Raw genomic sequence first — 16,758 nt, forward strand, 5'->3', positions numbered from 1 at the left:
CTCACCTCATACGACGATCACGTGCACGTGGCACGTTGGCTTTTTGCCCCAGGCATGGCGCACTTCCGCCCGCACCGCGCGCTCGACGGCATTCGCGACCGCATCGGGGTCGCGCCGGCGCGCCTTGGGTAGCCCGTCCAGCACGTCGGCCACAGCATCGGCGACGAGCTCGAACATCGGCTCGCCCTCGCGCGTCGCGGGCGGCAGGCCGCTGACCTCCACCTGCGCCTCACCGACGATCTCGCCCTTGGCGTCGAGGGCGATGGCGACGGAGACGACGCCGGCGAAGGCGAGCTTGCGCCGCTCGCCGATGGTGGCCTCGCCGGCGCTGACGACGATCATCCCGTCCTTGTAGAGGCGGCCGACGGGCACGTCGTCCACGACGGCCGGCTTGCCGGGCGCGAGCAGAACCATCTCGCCGTTCATGGCCCGCACCACGCTGCCGATGCCCTCGGCGCGGGCGAATTTTGCCTGTTCGGTGAGGTGCAGGGCCTCGCCGTGCGCCGGCACAAGCACCTTCGGCCGCACCCAGCGATACATGGCGGCGAGTTCGCCGCGGCGTGGATGGCCGGAGACGTGGATGAGCGCGTCCCGATCGGTGATCACCTCGATGCCACGCGTGACGAGATTGTTGATGATGCGACCGACCGCCTTCTCGTTGCCCGGAATGGTGCGCGAGGAGAAGATCACGCGATCGCCGGCAGAGAGTGCGATGTCGGGATGCTCGTCATTCGCGACGCGGGCGAGCGCGGCCCGCGGCTCGCCCTGGCTACCCGTGAGCAATGCGACCACCTTGTTGCGCGGCAGGTAGCCGAAGGTCTCAGCCGAGCGGAACGGCGGCAGGCCGGCGAGATAGCCGCGCTCGGTCGCGACGTCGATGACGCGGTCCATCGCCCGGCCGAAGACGACGACCTCGCGGTCGCAGGCCGCGGCCGCCTCGGCCACGGCGCGCAGGCGCGCGACGTTGGAGGCGAAGGTCGTCACGGCCACGCGCTCCGGCGCCTCGCGGATGACCTCCATCAGGGTCTTGGCGACGTCCGCCTCGCTGGGACTGACGCCATCCCGCAAGACGTTGGTCGAATCGCAGATGAGCGCGAGCACGCCCTCGTCGCCAATTTCCGTGAGCCGCTTCTCGTCCGTCGGCCGGCCGACGCCCGGATGCGGGTCGAGCTTCCAGTCGCCGGTGTGGACGACGGTACCAAGCGGCGTGCGGATGGCGAGCGCATTCGATTCAGGGATCGAATGACCGACGGCGACGAATTCGATGTCGAAGGGGCCGAGGGTGACGCGACCGCCCTGCTCCACCACGTTCAGCGGGATCTTGGGCACGCCGGGCTCGCCGAGGCGGCGGACCTCCAGGAGCCCCGCCGCGAAGGGCGTGCACACCACGGGCGCGCCAAGGCGCGGCCACAGCTCGGCGAGGCCGCCGATATGGTCCTCGTGCGCATGGGTTATGACGATGCCGACGAGGTTGTCCCTCTCCTCCTCGAGGAAGCGGATGTCGGGGAAGATGAGATCGACGCCCGGCACATCCTCGCCAGCGAAGGCGATGCCGCAGTCGACGAGCAGCCATTTGCGCCGGCGCGCCGGCCCGAAGCCGTAGAGACCGGCGTTCATGCCGATCTCGCCGAGACCACCGAGCGCTACGAATACGAGGCCGTCGTCATCGCGTGAGGCCATGCCCTCTCAATCCTCCTTCAGTCGCATCCTTGAGATGCCATGTCGGCGAGACCGAGATAAAGATCTCCCGCATCGATCGTCCGGCGCCCGTCCGGGGTATCGAGCAGCAGCCGGCCGGCGCTGTCGAGCCCGGCAAAGGTGCCGCTGAGATCGCCGCCCGGCAGGCGCACCCGCGCCGGCCCGCCGATGCCGGCGGCGCGGGCGAGCCAGGCTTCGCGCGTCAGGGCGAAGCCGAGCCCCCGGTCCCACTGCCTCAGCCTATAGGCGAAACTCGCCGACAATGCGCGGAAAACGTCGCTCACGTCCACCGTTCCGACGGCCTCGGCGAGGCAGCGCGCCGGATAAGGTGTATCGGCCGGCTTGTGGGCAACGTTGAGGCCCATGCCGATGATGACGGCAAAATGCCTGTCCGGCCCGAGCCTGTGCCCCTCGAGAATGAGGCCGGACAGCTTGCCGCCATCCATCAGCAGGTCGTTCGGCCATTTGAGCACCAGCCGTGGCGCCGCGAGCCCGGTGACGCCCGCGACCGCATCGTGCAAAGCGAGGCCCGCGACGAAGCCGAGCTGCGGCGCCTTCGGCGGATCGCACGGTTCGCTCAGGACAAGGCTGGCGTAGAGATTTCCGGGCGGCGAGGCCCATTGCCGGCCATGGCGGCCGCGGCCGCTCGTCTGCTCGCGCGCCACGACCCAGAGGCGGTCCGCCCCTTGCGACGAGGCCCGCTCAAGAGCCTCGTCGTTGGTCGAGGTGGTCGTCGCCAGCATCACGGCATCGAAGCCGGCGTCGCGCGCCTCCTGCGAGATGCTCCCGCGTTCCACGTCCGTGTCGCCGGCCCCGTCAGAACAGCGAGCGAGCGGCGGCGAGCGCGGCGCTGTTCAACGGCCCCGGAGCGCCGGGCAGCATCAGGACGACGATAATGATGCTGGCGAGGGCGAAGATCACCTTCTGGCCGGCCGCCATCGGGGTGAAGGCCGCGCCCGCCGGCTCGTCGAAGTGCATAATCTTGACGATGCGGATGTAGTAGTAGGCGCCGACGACGCTGGCGAGCACGCCGATGACGGCAAGCGAATAGAGCTGCGCCTCGACGGCGGCCGCGAAGACGTACCACTTGGCGAGGAAGCCGGCGAGCGGCGGAATGCCCGCGAGCGAGAAGAACAGGATCGTCAGGCCATACGCAGCATAGGGCTGCGTGCGGGCAAGGCCGGCGAGATCGTAGATCCCCTCGACGGGCCCCTCCTCCCGCCGCATGGACAGGATGAAGGCGAAGGTGCCGAGCGTCATGACGAGATAGATCGCCATGTAGACGAGCACGCTCTGCACGCCCTCCGCCGTGCCGGCGGCAAGGCCGACGAGCGCGTAGCCCATGTGGCCGATGGACGAATAGGCCATGAGGCGCTTGATGTTGCGCTGGCCGATGGCAGCGAAGGCGCCGAGCGCCATGGAGGCGATGGCGACGAAGACGATGATCTGCCGCCACTGATCGACGATGCCGGGGAAGGCCGTAATGAAGACGCGCACCAGGAGCGCCATCGCCGCCATCTTGGGCGCCGCCGCGAAGAAGGCGGCGACCGGCGTCGGCGCGCCCTCGTAGACGTCCGGCGTCCACATGTGGAAGGGCACGGCCGAGATCTTGAAGGCGAGGCCGGCAGCGATGAAGACAAGGCCGAAGATCGCGCCGGTGTGCCCCTCGCCCTGCAGGGCCTGGGCGATGCCGGTGAAGGAGACCGTGCCGGTGAAGCCATAGATCAGCGACGCGCCGTAGAGCAGCATGCCCGAGGACAGGGCGCCGAGCACGAAATACTTGAGGCCCGCCTCGCTCGAACGGGCATTGTCGCGGTCGATGGCTGCGACGACGTAGAGCGAGAGGCTCTGCAGCTCGAGGCCGAGATAGAGTGCGATGAGGTCGTTGGCCGAGATCATCATCATCATGCCGGTCGTCGCCAGCAGGATGAGGATGGGATATTCGAAGCGGTTGATGCCCGCCCGGCGCAGGTAGTCGCCCGACATCAGCAAGGCCGCGGCCGAGCCGACCAGCGTCAGCACCTTGGCGAAGCGCGCGAAGCCGTCGACGACGAAGGAGCCGCCGAAGGTCTCCACCCGCTCGCCGCCCTGCGTCACCACGAAGAAGCCGGCGGCGAGAATGGCGACGAGTGTGAGCGCCTCGATCAGGCCGGCAGCACGCTCGCCCCTCAGCGCGCCAATGAGCACGAGAAGGAGCGCGGCGGCAGCCAGGACGATCTCCGGCAGGGCCGGAGCGAGCGCGAACATCGGGACGGCGGCCATCGGCTGAACCTCAGTGAAGCGTCAGGGCCACGAACTTGGCGGTTGCCAGCGCGGCCTCGGTGGACTTGAGCAGTTCCGCCGTCGGAGCGGCGAAGACATCGAGAATGGCGCCGGGCTGCAGGCCGTACCAGATGACCAGCACGAGCAGCGGCACGAGAACGACCATCTCACGGGTGTTGAGATCGGTGATCGTCTTCAGGTTGTCCTTCTCGATCACGCCGAAGACGACGCGGCGGTAGAGCCACAGGGCATAGGCAGCCGAGAGGATGACGCCCGAGGTGGCGAGCACCGCGACCCAGGGATTGGCCTTGAAGGCGCCCGCGAGCGACAGGAACTCGCCGATGAAGCCCGAGGTGCCCGGCAGGCCGACATTGGCCATGGTGAAGACCATGAACACAACCGCATAGCGCGGCATGCGCTGCACGAGGCCGCCATAGGCCGCGATCTCGCGTGTATGCATGCGGTCGTAGATCACGCCGACGCACAGGAAGAGCGCGCCCGAGACGAGGCCATGGCTGACCATCTGGAACATGGCGCCCTGGATGCCCTGGGTGGTCATCGTGAAGATGCCCATGGTCACGAAGCCCATGTGGGCGACCGACGAATAGGCGATGAGCTTCTTAATGTCCTCCTGCATCAGCGCGACGAGTGAGGTGTAGATGATCGCGATGACGGACAGGGCGAAGACGAGCGGCGCGAAATCGGCCGAGGCCTCCGGAAACATCGGGATGGAGAAGCGGATGAAACCGTAGCCGCCCATCTTGAGGAGGATGCCGGCGAGGATGACGGACCCTGCTGTCGGCGCCTCGACGTGCGCGTCCGGCAGCCAGGTGTGGACCGGCCACATGGGCATCTTCACCGCGAAGGAGGCGAAGAAGGCGAGCCACAGCCACGTCTGCATCGCCGGGGCGAAGGGGTGCTTGAGCAGCGCCGCGATGTCGGTCGTGCCGGCGTCCCAATACATCGCCATGATGGCGATGAGCATCAGCACCGAGCCGAGCAGCGTGTAGAGGAAGAACTTGAAGCTGGCGTAGATGCGCCGCTTGCCACCCCAGATGCCGATGATGAGGAACATCGGGATAAGGCCGGCCTCGAAGAACAGGTAGAACAGGACAAGATCCTGCGCCACGAAGACGCCGATCATCGTCGTCTCGAGCACGAGGAAGGCGACCATGTATTCCTTCACCCGCTTCTCGATCGAGGTCCACGACGCCAGGATGCAGAAGGGCATCAGGAAGGTCGTCAGCAGGACGAACGGCATCGAGAAGCCGTCGACGCCGAGGCGGAAGCGGATGGCCTCCGTCAGCCAGGCATGGTCCTCGGTGAGCTGGAAGGCGGCGCTCGCCGTGTCGAACCGTCCCCAGGCGACGAGCGAGAGGACCAAGGTCGCGAGCGTCGTCACCAGCGCCGCGGAGCGGGCGTTGGAGCGCACCGCCTCCTCGCTGCCGCGCACCATGAGGATGAAGGCGGCACCGACGAGCGGCAGGATGAGGAGACCAGAAAGGAGACCGAGGCCGAACATCAGTGCGTGCCCCCGATGAGGTACCAGGTGACGAGAGCCGCGACACCGACGAGCATCGCGAAGGCGTAGTGGTAGACGTAGCCGGTCTGCAGGCGCACGACGCGGTTGGTGACGTCGACGACACGGGCGGAGACGCCGTCCGGCCCGAAACCGTCGATGAGCCAGCCGTCACCCTTCTTCCAGAGGAAGCGGCCGAGCCACATCGCCGGACGCACGAACAGGACGTCGTAGATCTCGTCGAAGTACCACTTGTTGAGCAGGAACCGGTAGAGGAGCGGCTGCTGCCCCGCGACGATCGCCGGCATGCGCGGGTTGATGATGTAGAACCACAGCGCGATGAGGAAGCCGAGCATCATCATCACGAAGGGCGAGGCGACAACCCAGCCCGGCACCTCGTGCATTTCGTGCAGGATGTGGTTGTCGGCACCAGTGAAGAGCGCGCCCTTCCAGAAGTGGTCGTAGTCATGGCCGATGAAGGCTTCCTTGAAGGCGAAGCCGGCAACGACCGCGCCGATCGCCAGGACAGCGAGCGGGATGAGCATCACAAGCGGGCTCTCGTGCGGCGTGTGGTCACCGTGGCCATGGCCATGGTCGTCATGGCCGTGTTCGGCCCAGCGCGCCTTGCCCTCGAAGGTCATGAAGTACAGGCGCCAGGAATAGAAGGACGTGAACAACGCAGCGATGACCGTAGCGAGGAAGGCGAAGTTGGCCCCCGGCGTGTGGGAGGCATAGGCCGCTTCGATGATGGCATCCTTCGAGAAGTAGCCCGCCGTGAACGGGAAACCCGTCAGCGCCAGCGTGCCGATCGTCATCATGGCCGCCGTGAAGGGAATGTGCTTCCGAAGGCCGCCCATGTGGCGCATGTCCTGCTCGTGGTGCATCGCGTGGATGACCGAGCCGGCGCCGAGGAACAGCAGCGCCTTGAAGAAGGCGTGCGTGAAGAGGTGAAAGATGCCCGCCCCGTAGGCGCCGACGCCGAGAGCGACGAACATGTAGCCGAGCTGCGAGCAGGTCGAATAGGCGATGACGCGCTTGATGTCGTTCTGCACGAGGCCGACGGTCGCGGCGAAGAAGGCGGTGATGCCGCCGACCACCGTGACGACCGACAGCGCCGTCGGGGCATATTCGAACACCGGCGACATGCGCGCGACCATGAACACGCCGGCCGTCACCATCGTCGCCGCATGGATGAGGGCGGAGACCGGGGTCGGGCCTTCCATGGCGTCCGGCAGCCAGGTGTGCAGCAGGAACTGCGCCGACTTGCCCATGGCGCCCATGAAGAGCAGGAGGCTCGCCAGCGTCAGCGCGTGCCACTCGTAGCCGAGGAAGCGGAAGGTCGCCTCGTTGAATTCCGCCACGCGGGGGAAGATGCCGTCGAAGGTGACCGCGCCGAACAGCACGAAAACGAGGAAGATGCCGAGCAGGAAGCCGAAGTCGCCGACGCGGTTGACGACGAAGGCCTTGATCGCGGCGGCATTGGCCGACGGCTTCTCGTACCAGAAGCCGATGAGCAGGTAGCTCGCGAGGCCGACGCCCTCCCAGCCGAAGAACATCTGCACGAGGTTGTCGGCCGTCACCAGCATCAGCATGGCGAAGGTGAACAGCGAGAGATAGGCGAAGAAGCGCGGCCTCGCCGGATCCTCGTGCATGTAGCCGATGGAATAGAGATGGACGAGCGAGGAGACCGTCGTCACGACGATCAGCATCACGGCCGTGAGCGTATCGATGCGGAAGGCCCAGTCGACCACGAGGTCGCCGGAGACCATCCAGCTCGCCACCGCGACGCGCGTCGCCCCCTCGCCGAAGCCGACGTCGAAGAAGGCGATCCACGACAGGAGGCAGGAGACGAACAGGCCCGAGGTCGTGACGACCTCGCTTGCCCGCGCGCCGATGAACCGGCCGGCAAGGCCAGCGATCAGGAAGCCGGCAAGCGGCAGGAAGACGATCGCGTGATACATGATCGCGGCCTCAGCCCTTCATCATGTTGATGTCCTCAACCGCGATGGTGCCGCGGTTGCGGAAGTAGACGACGAGGATGGCAAGCCCGATGGCCGCCTCGGCGGCCGCCACGGTCAGCACGAGCAGGGCGAAGACCTGCCCGACGATGTCGCCCATGAAGCTCGAGAAGGCGACGAGATTGATGTTGACCGCAAGCAGGATGAGCTCGACCGACATCAGAATGACGATGACGTTCTTGCGGTTGATGAAGATGCCGAGCACGCCGAGCGTGAACAGCACGGCGGCGACGGTGAGATAATGCGCGAGCCCGATGGTCATGTCTGTCTCTCCGGCCTCACTCACACGCCCTCGCGGAAGGGCACCTTCCGCACTTCGATGGCGGTGTCGCGCGTGCGCGCCACCTGCTGGGCAACATCCTGGCGCTTGACGCCCGGCTTGTGGCGCAGCGTGAGCACGATGGCGCCGATCATGGCGACGAGCAGCACGAGGCCCGACGCCTGGAAGAAGTAGAGGTAGCGCGTGTAGAGCACCTGGCCGAGCGCCGCGGTGTTCGTCATCTCGCTGACGGGGGGGATGGCCGCGACCGGCGTCTTCACGAGCTCGGGATCGATCGCCATCGAACCGACGACGAGCACGAGCTCGATGAGGAAGATCACGCCGATGAGGGCGCCCACCGGCAGATATTGCAGGAAGCCCTGGCGCAGCTCGGCGAAATCGACGTCGAGCATCATGACGACGAAGAGGAAGAGCACCGCGACCGCGCCGACATAGACGACGACGAGGATCATCGCCAGGAACTCGGCGCCCATCAGGATGAACAGGCCCGCCGCGTTGACGAAGGCCAGGATCAGGAAGAGCACCGAATGCACGGGGTTGCGCGAGGCGATGACCATGAAGGCCGACGCCACGCACACGCACGAAAAGAGATAGAAGAAGGCCGCTGCGACCGTCATGCCCCGTATCCCGTCCTGTCGCCCACGGGCCCCAAGCCCCCGGGCATGGCGTCTATAGACACCGAATCCCTCACGAACAACCTCACCGCGACGTCACCTGTAGGGTGCGTCCATCGCGATGTTGCGGGCGATCTCCCGCTCCCAGCGGGCGCCGTTGTCGAGGAGCTTGTCCTTGTCGTAGTAGAGCTCCTCGCGGGTCTCCACCGCGAATTCGAAGTTCGGTCCCTCGACGATGGCATCGACCGGGCAGGCCTCCTGGCAGAATCCGCAGTAGATGCACTTCACCATGTCGATGTCGTAACGCGTCGTGCGGCGCGTGCCGTCGTTGCGGCGCGGCCCGGCCTCGATCGTGATGGCCTGAGCCGGGCAGATGGCCTCGCACAGCTTGCAGGCGATGCAGCGCTCCTCACCGTTGGGATAACGGCGTAACGCGTGCTCGCCGCGGAAGCGCGGGCTCAGGACTCCCTTCTCGAAGGGATAGTTGAGCGTCGCCTTCGGCTTGAAGAAATAGCGCATCGACAAGAAGAACGCCGATACGAACTCCTTCAAGAAGAGCGACTTTGCGGCCTGATCGAGCCTCATGATCCGGCTCCGTCCCTTTCTCTTGCCGGCCTCACGAGGCCGGCGCCCATCCCGTGATCTGCAGCACGGCCGCGACGATGATGACGGCAGCGAGCGACAGGGGCAGGAACACCTTCCAGCCCAACCGCATCAGCTGGTCGTAGCGATAGCGCGGCACCATCGCCTTCACCATGGCGAACATGAAAAAGACGAAGCAGACCTTGACCACGAACCATACGACGCCCGGGATCCACGTGAACGGCGGCAGCGCCACCGGCGCGGTCCAGCCGCCGAGGAAGAGGATCGTCGTCAGCGAGCACATGGTCATGATGGCCACGTACTCGCCGAGCATGAACAGGAGGTACGGCGTCGAGGCGTATTCCACCATGAAGCCGGCCACCAGTTCCGATTCTGCCTCGGGCAGGTCGAAGGGCGGGCGGTTCGTCTCGGCGAGCGCCGAGATGAAGAAGATGACGAACATCGGGAACAGCGGCAGCCAGTACCAGTTGAGCACCGTCAGCCACGGCACGCCGAGCATCGTCGCGAGCCCCCTCGCCTCCTGAGCGCGCACGATCTCGGTGAGATTGAGCGAGCCGACGCAGAGCAGCACGGTGATGATGACGAAGCCGATAGAGACCTCGTAGGACACCATCTGCGCGGCGGAACGCAGCGCGCCGAGAAAAGGGTACTTCGAGTTCGACGCCCAGCCGCCCATCAGGATGCCGTAGACGCCGAGCGAGGAGATGGCGAAGATGTAGAGGATGCCGACGTTGATGTCGGCGATCGCCCATCCGTCCGCCACCGGGATGACCGCCCAGGCGGCCAGCGCCAGCACACAGGTGACGAGCGGCGCCAGCAAGAAAAGCCCCTTGTTGGCGCCTGCAGGGATCACCGGCTCCTTGAGCACGAACTTCAGCAGGTCGGCGAAGGACTGCAGCAGCCCCCACGGCCCCACGACGTTGGGCCCGCGGCGCAGCTGCACCGCCGCCCAGACCTTGCGATCGGCATAGAGGATGTAGGCGATGAAGACGAGCAGCGCGACCAGCAGGAGCAGGCTCTTGCCGAGAATGATCGCAACCGTGGTCAGCCATTCCATCGGGCGTGGTCCTTACTCTGCAGCCTGCTTCAGCGCCCCGCCGGCCAGAGCCGAGCACTCGGCCATGACGGCGGAAGCGCGCGCGATGGGGTTGGTGAGATAGAAGTCGGCGATCGGCGAAATCAGCGGCGCATCGGCGAGCACGCCGCCCTTGCCGGCGAGCGTCTCGATGCCGGCCGTGTCCACCGGCGCGATCTCGCCGATAGCGGCAAGATGCGGATGCGCGGCGAAAAGCTGCTCGCGCAGCGCCGCAAGCGAGTCGAACGGCAGGCGCTTGCCGAGCACATCGGACAGCGCGCGCAGGATCGCCCAATCCTCGCGGGCGTCCCCCGGCGGGAACACAGCGCGGTTGGCGAACTGGGGGCGCCCCTCGGTGTTGACATAGATGCCGGTCTTCTCCGTATAGGCCGCCCCCGGCAGGATGACATCGGCCCGGTGGGCACCGCGGTCACCGTGCGTGCCCTGGTAGACGACGAAGGCGCCTTCCGGCACGTCGACCTCGTCAGCACCGAGAAGGAAGAGGACGTCGAGCGCGCCAGGAGCCAGCATGCCGGCAACGTCGAGACCGTCCGCCTTCGGCACGAAGCCGAGGTCGAGCGCGCCAGCCCGCGCCGCGGCGGTGTGCAGCACCGAAAAGCCGTTCCACGCCTCGCCAAGGGCGCCGACGGCCTTGGCGAGCTTCGCCGCCGCCGCGAGCACGGCCATGCCGTCCTCCCGCGCCAGGGCCCCCTGCCCCACGATGATGAGCGGCCGCTCGGCCTTGCTCAGCACCTCGAGAAATGCGCCGTTGCCGGCCGCGAGATCGGCCAGCGTCTGCGCGCCGGTGCCGAGATAGGAATAGTCGTAGGTGAGATCGACATTCTCGCCGATCACGCCGATGGGTGTACGCAGCAGGCGCCAACGTTTGCGGATGCGGGCATTGAGCACCGGCGCTTCCTTGCGCGGATTGGTGCCGATGAGCAGCACCGCATCGGCATCCTCGATGCCGGCGATGGTGGTATTGAAGAGATAGGTCGCGCGCCCGAGCGCCGGGTCGAGCTGCGCGCCATCCTGACGGCAGTCGATGTTGGGGACGCCGAGCTTCTCCATGAGGAGCTTGAGGGCGTAAGTTTCCTCGACGGCGGCAAGGTCGCCGACGATGGCACCGATGCGCTCGCTCTTCGCCGCATTGACCTTTTCGGCGATGAGAGCGAAGGCCTCGTTCCAGCTCGCCGAACGCAGCCGTCCGTTCTCCCGCACATAGGGGCGGTCGAGGCGCTGGGTCCTGAGGCCGTCCCAGACGAAGCGCGTCTTGTCCGAGATCCATTCCTCGTTGATGAACTCGTTGACGCGCGGCAGGAAACGCATGACCTCGCGCCCGCGGGCATCGACACGGATAGCCGAGCCGACCGCATCCATCACGTCGACGGATTCAGTCTTCGACAATTCCCAGGGCCGCGCCTTGAAGGCATAGGGCTTCGAGGTCAGCGCGCCTACCGGGCACAAATCGATCACGTTGCCCTGCAGCTCCGAGCCCATGGCGTGTTCGAGATAGGTCGTGATCTCCATGTCCTCGCCGCGGCCGATGGCACCGAGATCCGGCACGCCGGCGACCTCGGTGGTGAAGCGGATGCAGCGGGTGCAGTGAATGCACCGGTTCATCGAGGTCTTGACCAGCGGGCCGATGTACTTGTCCTCCACGGCGCGCTTGTTCTCGGCGAAGCGCGAGGAATCGACGCCGTAGGCCATGGCCTGGTCTTGCAGGTCGCATTCCCCGCCCTGGTCGCAGATCGGGCAGTCCAGCGGGTGGTTGATGAGCAGAAACTCCATCACCCCCTCCCGCGCCTTCTTGACGAGCGGCGTGCGGGTGTTGACGACCGGCGGCTCGCCGTTGGGGCCGGGCCGCAGGTCGCGCACCGACATGGCGCAGGAGGCGACGGGCTTCGGCGAGCCCTTCACCTCGACAAGGCACATGCGGCAGTTGCCGGCGATCGACAGCCGCTCGTGGAAGCAGAAGCGCGGCACTTCGGCGCCCGCCTCCTCGCAGGCCTGCAGGATGGTGAACTCCGCAGGCACCTCGATCTCATTGCCGTCGACGATGAGCTTGGCCATCGCTACTTCGTCCTTTCCCGTCCGGCGGCGAGCCGCCCGGACGTGATCAATCACTCAGCTGCCTGCAGAACCGCATCCGAATGCGGGTTGGCCGCATAATCGTCGATGCGCTTCTCGATCTCGTGGCGGAAATGGCGGATGAGGCCCTGCACGGGCCAGGCCGCGGCATCGCCGAGCGCGCAGATCGTGTGGCCCTCGACCTGGTAGGTCACGTCGAGGAGCATGTCGATCTCGCGCTTCTGCGCCCGGCCCTCGGCCATGCGCGTCAGCACGCGCCACATCCAGCCCGTGCCCTCGCGGCAGGGCGTGCACTGGCCGCAGCTCTCGTGCTTGTAGAAGTAGCTGAGTCGCGCGATCGCCCGGACGATGTCGGTGGACCTGTCCATGACGATGACGGCGGCCGTGCCAAGGCCGGACTTCAGATTCCTGAGGGAGTCGAAGTCCATCGGGCAGTCGATGATCTGCTCGGCCGGCACGCAGGGCACCGAGGAGCCGCCGGGGATGACGGCGAGAAGGTTGTCCCAGCCGCCGCGGATGCCGCCGCAATGCCGGTCGATGAGTTCACGGAAGGTGATGCCCATCTCCTCTTCCACGTTGCACGGCTTGTTGACGTGGCCGGAGACGCAGAAGAGCTTCGTGCCGACGTTGTTCGGCCGGCCGAGGCTCGCGAACCAGGAGGCGCCGCGGCGCAGGATGGTGCCGGCGACGGCGATCGACTCGACGTTGTTCACCGTCGTCGGGCAACCGTAGAGACCCATGTTGGCCGGGAACGGCGGCTTCAGCCGCGGCATGCCCTTCTTGCCCTCGAGGCTCTCGAGCAGCGCCGTCTCCTCGCCGCAGATATAGGCGCCGGCGCCGTGGTGCACGTAGAGGTCGAAGGGATAACCGTGGACGTTGTCCTTGCCGATGAGGCGCGCCTCGTAGGCCTCGTCCACCGCCCGCTGCAGCGCCTCGCGTTCGGCGATGTACTCGCCGCGGATGTAGATGTAGGCCGCGTGGGCCCCCATGGCGAAGGAGGCGATGAGGCAGCCCTCGACCAGGAGGTGCGGATCATGGCGCATGATCTCGCGGTCCTTGCAGGTGCCCGGCTCCGACTCGTCGGCATTGACAACGAGGTAGTGCGGGCGCCCGTCGGACTGCTTGGGCATGAACGACCACTTGAGGCCGGTGGGAAAGCCCGCGCCACCACGCCCGCGCAGGCCCGACTTCTTCATCTCCTCGATGATCCAATCGCGCCCCTGCTGCAACAGGAACTTGGTGCCGTCCCAAGCGCCGCGCATCTTCGCGGCCTCGAGGCCAGGGCTGTGAAGCCCGTAGAGATTGGTGAAAATGCGGTCCTTGTCAGACAGCATGGCCGCTCACTCCTCCGGCTTCTCGCCGACGTCGCTCGCCGGGCGCCAGCCCGTAGCGAGCTTCCTGGCCTGCTCGATCCACTTGTCGCGCACCGCGCGCCCGCGGAAGGCGCCAAGATGCTGGTCGACCCAGGCGAGATTCATCTCGTTCCAGGCGGCAATCTGATCGAAGTGATAGACGCCGAGCTCGTTCAGCATGGTCGCGAGCTTCGGCCCGACACCGTAGATGAGCTTGAGGTCGTCCGGGCCGTCGCCACGCGCCTTGGCGAGGAGGATGGGCTTGTGCTCGTCTGCGACGCCCTCGGCCGCATCCGCCTTGGCGGCCGGCGCGATCGGCGCCTTGCCTTCAGCGACACGCACCTCGGGACGGTCGGCGGCCTTCTCCTCGGCTCGCGTCTCCTTCGGCTTGGCGGGCTCGGGCGTCTTCGCCGCCTCCGGCGCTGCGGCGGCAGCCTCCGCCTCTGCGCGCGCCTTTTCGGCTGCCTCGGCCTCGAAGCGCTGGCGCCAGGCGCCGATCTGCGAGCCGTCGAACAGCGAAGGATCGCTCAAGGTGGTGATGGCGCCCTCCGGCTCGGAGGCGCGTCGGCCGTTCTGCGGGCCGGGCTTAACCGGCTTGCCGGCGGCGAGATCGTCGAGCAGCTTCTCGAGGCTTTCGGGTGTCAGGTCCTCGTAATAGTCATTGTTGATCTGCACCATCGGCGCGTTGCAGCAGGCGCCGAGGCACTCGACCTCCATCCACGAGAACTTGCCGTCGGCACTGACGTGCTTCTCGTCGCCGACCCTGCGCTTCAGGACGTCCTTGAGCTGCTCGGCGCCGCGCAGCATGCAGGGCGTCGTTCCGCACAGCTGCACCAGATGGCGGCCGACGGGCTCGAGGTTGAACATCGTGTAGAAGGTCGCGACCTCGAGCACCCGGATGTAGGGCATCTTGAGGAGGTCGGCGACGGTGCGGATCGCCGGCTCGGGCAACCAGCCGCCGGCCTGCTCCTGCGCCTTCCACAACAGCGCGATCACCGCCGATGCCTGTCGGCCTTCGGGATATTTCGCAATCTGCTGCCCTGCCCAGATCGCATTCTCCGCCGTGAAGGCGAAGCTGTCCGGCTGGAATTCCTTGGGGGCGAGACGACGAACAGCCATCAGATCCGCCTGTCCTTGAGCTTCACATAGGTCAGGCGCGCCGGCGAATAGCCGGTCACGCCATGGAGATCATCGAAATTGCGCACCGTCTCGACCCGCTCGCGGACGGCTTCGATGACGGAGGCGTCGGCCTCATAGACGAATTCGCGCCCGTTGCGCAGCCAGCGTACCGGCTCCGTCGGCAGGTCATCGGCGAGCACCATGTCGACGGTCGGAAAGGCCGGGCCGCCATGGGCGTGGATACGATGTGCGGCGGTGTTGTCATCGAAGACGAGCTGGCTGAGCCCGCGCTCCCCCGCCTCGATGATGCGCCGTGCTTGGTCGATGTGATCGTCGAAGAAGGCGAGCGCGCGCGACAGGTCGAGCCCGTCGAAATCGTAGCCCGACCAGTCCGCCTCGTGATAGGTGGCCGCCGGATCGCGGTGCTGCAGATTGGCGAAGACCGCGTCGAAGCAGAAGATCCGCGCCTCGGGGCAGGCCTTGCGCAGCACCCAGGTCGTCAGGCCGCGGAAGACACCCGATTCGATGATGACGTCCGGAGCGAGCGCCCGCGCGATGACGAAGAGCTCGAGCGCGCCGTTGAAGCCGTTGCCGCCGTGCTTCTGGCGGACCGGGCACTGGCAGATGTCTTCATAGAAGGCGCGCACCAGGCCTTCCATGTCCTCCGGCACCGCGATGCCGGCCGCGTCCAGATCGACGGCGATATGGTGGGCGGCTCCGCGCACGAGCCGATCGACCTCGCGGCGCGACAGGGGCCGGTGTTCCCATTCCGGCACGGCCGGCAGGAGGTCGTAGCCGAGACGGGTGAAGAGCGGCCCAAGGACACGCCGGCGCAGCGGCTCGAGCACCTTACGGCGCGTCCGCTCCGACGGCGTCCAGCCGGATGCGCAGCCCACGAGCCCCGTCCCTTCTATGGCCGGTGCCGAAGCCATCAGCGGTCGACCTCGCCGAACACGATGTCGAGCGAGCCGAGCACGGCCGAGACGTCGGCCAGCATGTGGCCGCGGCACATGAAATCCATGGCCTGCAGATGGGCGAAGCCCGGCGCCTTGATCTTGCAGCGATAGGGTTTGTTGGTGCCGTCCGACACCAGGTAGACACCGAACTCGCCCTTGGGCGCCTCGACGGCGGCGTAAACCTCACCCGCGGGGACGTGGTAGCCTTCCGTATAGAGCTTGAAGTGGTGGATGAGCGCTTCCATCGAACGCTTCATCTCGCCGCGCCTGGGCGGCACGATCTTGTGGTCGCTCGTCGAGACCGCGCCCTGCCCTTCGGGCGAGCGCAGCTTCTCGAGGCACTGCTTCATGATGCGGATGGACTGCCGCATCTCCTCCATGCGGATGCAGTAACGGTCGTAGCAATCGCCGTTCTTGCCGACCGGGATGTCGAAATCGAGCTCTTCGTAGCACTCGTAGGGCTGCGCCTTGCGCAGGTCCCACGCCGCGCCCGAGCCGCGCACCATGACGCCGGAGAAGCCCCAGGCCCAGCAGTCCTCGAGCGAGACCACGCCGATGTCGACGTTGCGCTGCTTGAAGATGCGGTTGTCGGTGAGGAGCCCCTCGAGGTCGTCGCAGACGTTGAGGAAGGGGTCGCAGAAATCCCAGATGTCGTCGATGAGCTTGCTCGGCAGATCCTGGTGTACGCCGCCGGGGCGCACATAGGCCGCGTGCATGCGCGCGCCCGAGGCCCGCTCATAGAAGATCATCAGCTTCTCGCGCTCCTCGAAGCCCCAGAGGGGCGGGGTGAGCGCGCCGACGTCCATGGCCTGCGTCGTCACATTGAGGAGGTGCGAGAGGAGACGCCCGATCTCCGAATAGAGCACACGGATGAGCTGGCCGCGCTTCGGCACCGTGATACCGAGCAGCCGCTCGACCGCAAGCGCAAAAGCGTGTTCCTGGTTCATCGGCGCGACATAGTCGAGCCGGTCGAAATAGGGCACCGCCTGCAGGTAGGTCTTGGCCTCGATCAGCTTCTCCGTGCCCCGGTGCAGAAGGCCGATGTGCGGGTCGACGCGCTCCACCACCTCGCCGTCGAGCTCGAGCACGAGGCGCAGCACGCCGTGCGCCGCCGGATGCTGTGGGCCGAAGTTGATCGAGAAATTGCGGATCTGATGCTCGCCCAAGGCGC

The 16,758-nt window shown here is 66.6% G+C and carries 14 protein-coding genes; all 14 read right to left on the reverse strand.

Annotation, left to right across the window (positions count from 1 at the left end):
- Positions 1–6 precede the first annotated feature (6 nt).
- The 14 genes from ASC46_RS05855 to ASC46_RS05920 all read right to left on the reverse strand — a co-directional run bounded on the left by ASC46_RS05855 (position 7) and on the right by ASC46_RS05920 (position 16,753).
- The gene (locus tag ASC46_RS05855; RefSeq protein ID WP_055458339.1) at positions 7–1,680 is read right to left on the reverse strand and encodes a ribonuclease J; all 1,674 of its coding nucleotides are present in this window, start codon (positions 1,678–1,680) and stop codon (positions 7–9) included.
- A gap of 17 nt (positions 1,681–1,697) precedes the next feature.
- Positions 1,698–2,495 carry a biotin--[acetyl-CoA-carboxylase] ligase gene (locus tag ASC46_RS05860; RefSeq protein ID WP_245280479.1) on the reverse strand — a complete coding sequence of 266 codons (798 nt, stop codon included), beginning with the start codon at positions 2,493–2,495 and terminating at the stop codon, positions 1,698–1,700.
- A 19-nt stretch (positions 2,496–2,514) separates the two neighbouring features.
- Positions 2,515–3,960 carry an NADH-quinone oxidoreductase subunit NuoN gene (gene nuoN, locus ASC46_RS05865; protein ID WP_055458340.1) on the reverse strand — a complete coding sequence of 482 codons (1,446 nt, stop codon included), beginning with the start codon at positions 3,958–3,960 and terminating at the stop codon, positions 2,515–2,517.
- Between the two features lie 10 nt (positions 3,961–3,970).
- Positions 3,971–5,482 carry an NADH-quinone oxidoreductase subunit M gene (locus ASC46_RS05870; protein ID WP_055458341.1) on the reverse strand — a complete coding sequence of 504 codons (1,512 nt, stop codon included), beginning with the start codon at positions 5,480–5,482 and terminating at the stop codon, positions 3,971–3,973.
- The gene (gene nuoL / locus ASC46_RS05875) at positions 5,482–7,440 is read right to left on the reverse strand and encodes an NADH-quinone oxidoreductase subunit L (protein WP_055458342.1); all 1,959 of its coding nucleotides are present in this window, start codon (positions 7,438–7,440) and stop codon (positions 5,482–5,484) included. The genes ASC46_RS05870 and nuoL overlap by 1 nt, the downstream gene beginning before the upstream one ends.
- 10 nt (positions 7,441–7,450) lie before the next feature.
- Positions 7,451–7,759, reverse strand: a complete 309-nt coding sequence (gene nuoK, locus ASC46_RS05880) for an NADH-quinone oxidoreductase subunit NuoK (protein ID WP_055458343.1) — start codon at positions 7,757–7,759, stop codon at positions 7,451–7,453.
- Between the two features lie 20 nt (positions 7,760–7,779).
- On the reverse strand, positions 7,780–8,394 hold the full coding sequence (locus ASC46_RS05885) for an NADH-quinone oxidoreductase subunit J (protein ID WP_055458344.1): 615 nt from the start codon (positions 8,392–8,394) through the stop codon (positions 7,780–7,782).
- Between the two features lie 93 nt (positions 8,395–8,487).
- The gene (gene nuoI / locus ASC46_RS05890; protein WP_055458345.1) at positions 8,488–8,976 is read right to left on the reverse strand and encodes an NADH-quinone oxidoreductase subunit NuoI; all 489 of its coding nucleotides are present in this window, start codon (positions 8,974–8,976) and stop codon (positions 8,488–8,490) included.
- A gap of 31 nt (positions 8,977–9,007) precedes the next feature.
- A complete protein-coding gene (gene nuoH, locus ASC46_RS05895) occupies positions 9,008–10,051 on the reverse strand; it encodes an NADH-quinone oxidoreductase subunit NuoH (protein WP_055458346.1) in 1,044 nt (347 codons plus the stop codon).
- Positions 10,052–10,063: 12 nt separating this feature from the next.
- Positions 10,064–12,142, reverse strand: a complete 2,079-nt coding sequence (gene nuoG, locus ASC46_RS05900) for an NADH-quinone oxidoreductase subunit NuoG (protein WP_055458347.1) — start codon at positions 12,140–12,142, stop codon at positions 10,064–10,066.
- A gap of 50 nt (positions 12,143–12,192) precedes the next feature.
- On the reverse strand, positions 12,193–13,494 hold the full coding sequence (gene nuoF, locus ASC46_RS05905; RefSeq protein WP_055458348.1) for an NADH-quinone oxidoreductase subunit NuoF: 1,302 nt from the start codon (positions 13,492–13,494) through the stop codon (positions 12,193–12,195).
- A gap of 6 nt (positions 13,495–13,500) precedes the next feature.
- Positions 13,501–14,631, reverse strand: a complete 1,131-nt coding sequence (nuoE, locus tag ASC46_RS05910) for an NADH-quinone oxidoreductase subunit NuoE (protein ID WP_055458349.1) — start codon at positions 14,629–14,631, stop codon at positions 13,501–13,503.
- Positions 14,631–15,563, reverse strand: a complete 933-nt coding sequence (locus ASC46_RS05915; RefSeq protein ID WP_245280480.1) for a hypothetical protein — start codon at positions 15,561–15,563, stop codon at positions 14,631–14,633. The genes nuoE and ASC46_RS05915 overlap by 1 nt, the downstream gene beginning before the upstream one ends.
- Positions 15,563–16,753 (reverse strand): NADH-quinone oxidoreductase subunit D, encoded by a 1,191-nt coding sequence (locus ASC46_RS05920; RefSeq protein WP_055458351.1) that lies wholly within the window; start codon positions 16,751–16,753, stop codon positions 15,563–15,565. Before ASC46_RS05920 ends, ASC46_RS05915 begins: the two co-directional genes overlap by 1 nt.
- Between the last annotated feature and the right edge of the window lie 5 nt (positions 16,754–16,758).

It is taken from the genome of Chelatococcus sambhunathii (assembly GCF_001418005.1).
GTDB classification, from domain to species: Bacteria; Pseudomonadota; Alphaproteobacteria; order Rhizobiales; family Beijerinckiaceae; genus Chelatococcus_A; species Chelatococcus_A sambhunathii.

Coding starts and splice junctions, on each gene's coding strand:
- ASC46_RS05855 (WP_055458339.1), bottom strand. CDS start 1,680: ATGGCCTCACGCGATGACGACGGCCTCGTATTCGTAGCGCTCGGTGGT.
- nuoN (WP_055458340.1), bottom strand. CDS start 3,960: ATGGCCGCCGTCCCGATGTTCGCGCTCGCTCCGGCCCTGCCGGAGATC.
- ASC46_RS05870 (WP_055458341.1), bottom strand. CDS start 5,482: ATGTTCGGCCTCGGTCTCCTTTCTGGTCTCCTCATCCTGCCGCTCGTC.
- nuoL (WP_055458342.1), bottom strand. CDS start 7,440: ATGTATCACGCGATCGTCTTCCTGCCGCTTGCCGGCTTCCTGATCGCT.
- nuoK (WP_055458343.1), bottom strand. CDS start 7,759: ATGACCATCGGGCTCGCGCATTATCTCACCGTCGCCGCCGTGCTGTTC.
- ASC46_RS05885 (WP_055458344.1), bottom strand. CDS start 8,394: ATGACGGTCGCAGCGGCCTTCTTCTATCTCTTTTCGTGCGTGTGCGTG.
- nuoI (WP_055458345.1), bottom strand. CDS start 8,976: ATGAGGCTCGATCAGGCCGCAAAGTCGCTCTTCTTGAAGGAGTTCGTA.
- nuoH (WP_055458346.1), bottom strand. CDS start 10,051: ATGGAATGGCTGACCACGGTTGCGATCATTCTCGGCAAGAGCCTGCTC.
- nuoG (WP_055458347.1), bottom strand. CDS start 12,142: ATGGCCAAGCTCATCGTCGACGGCAATGAGATCGAGGTGCCTGCGGAG.
- nuoF (WP_055458348.1), bottom strand. CDS start 13,494: ATGCTGTCTGACAAGGACCGCATTTTCACCAATCTCTACGGGCTTCAC.
- nuoE (WP_055458349.1), bottom strand. CDS start 14,631: ATGGCTGTTCGTCGTCTCGCCCCCAAGGAATTCCAGCCGGACAGCTTC.
- ASC46_RS05915 (WP_245280480.1), bottom strand. CDS start 15,563: ATGGCTTCGGCACCGGCCATAGAAGGGACGGGGCTCGTGGGCTGCGCA.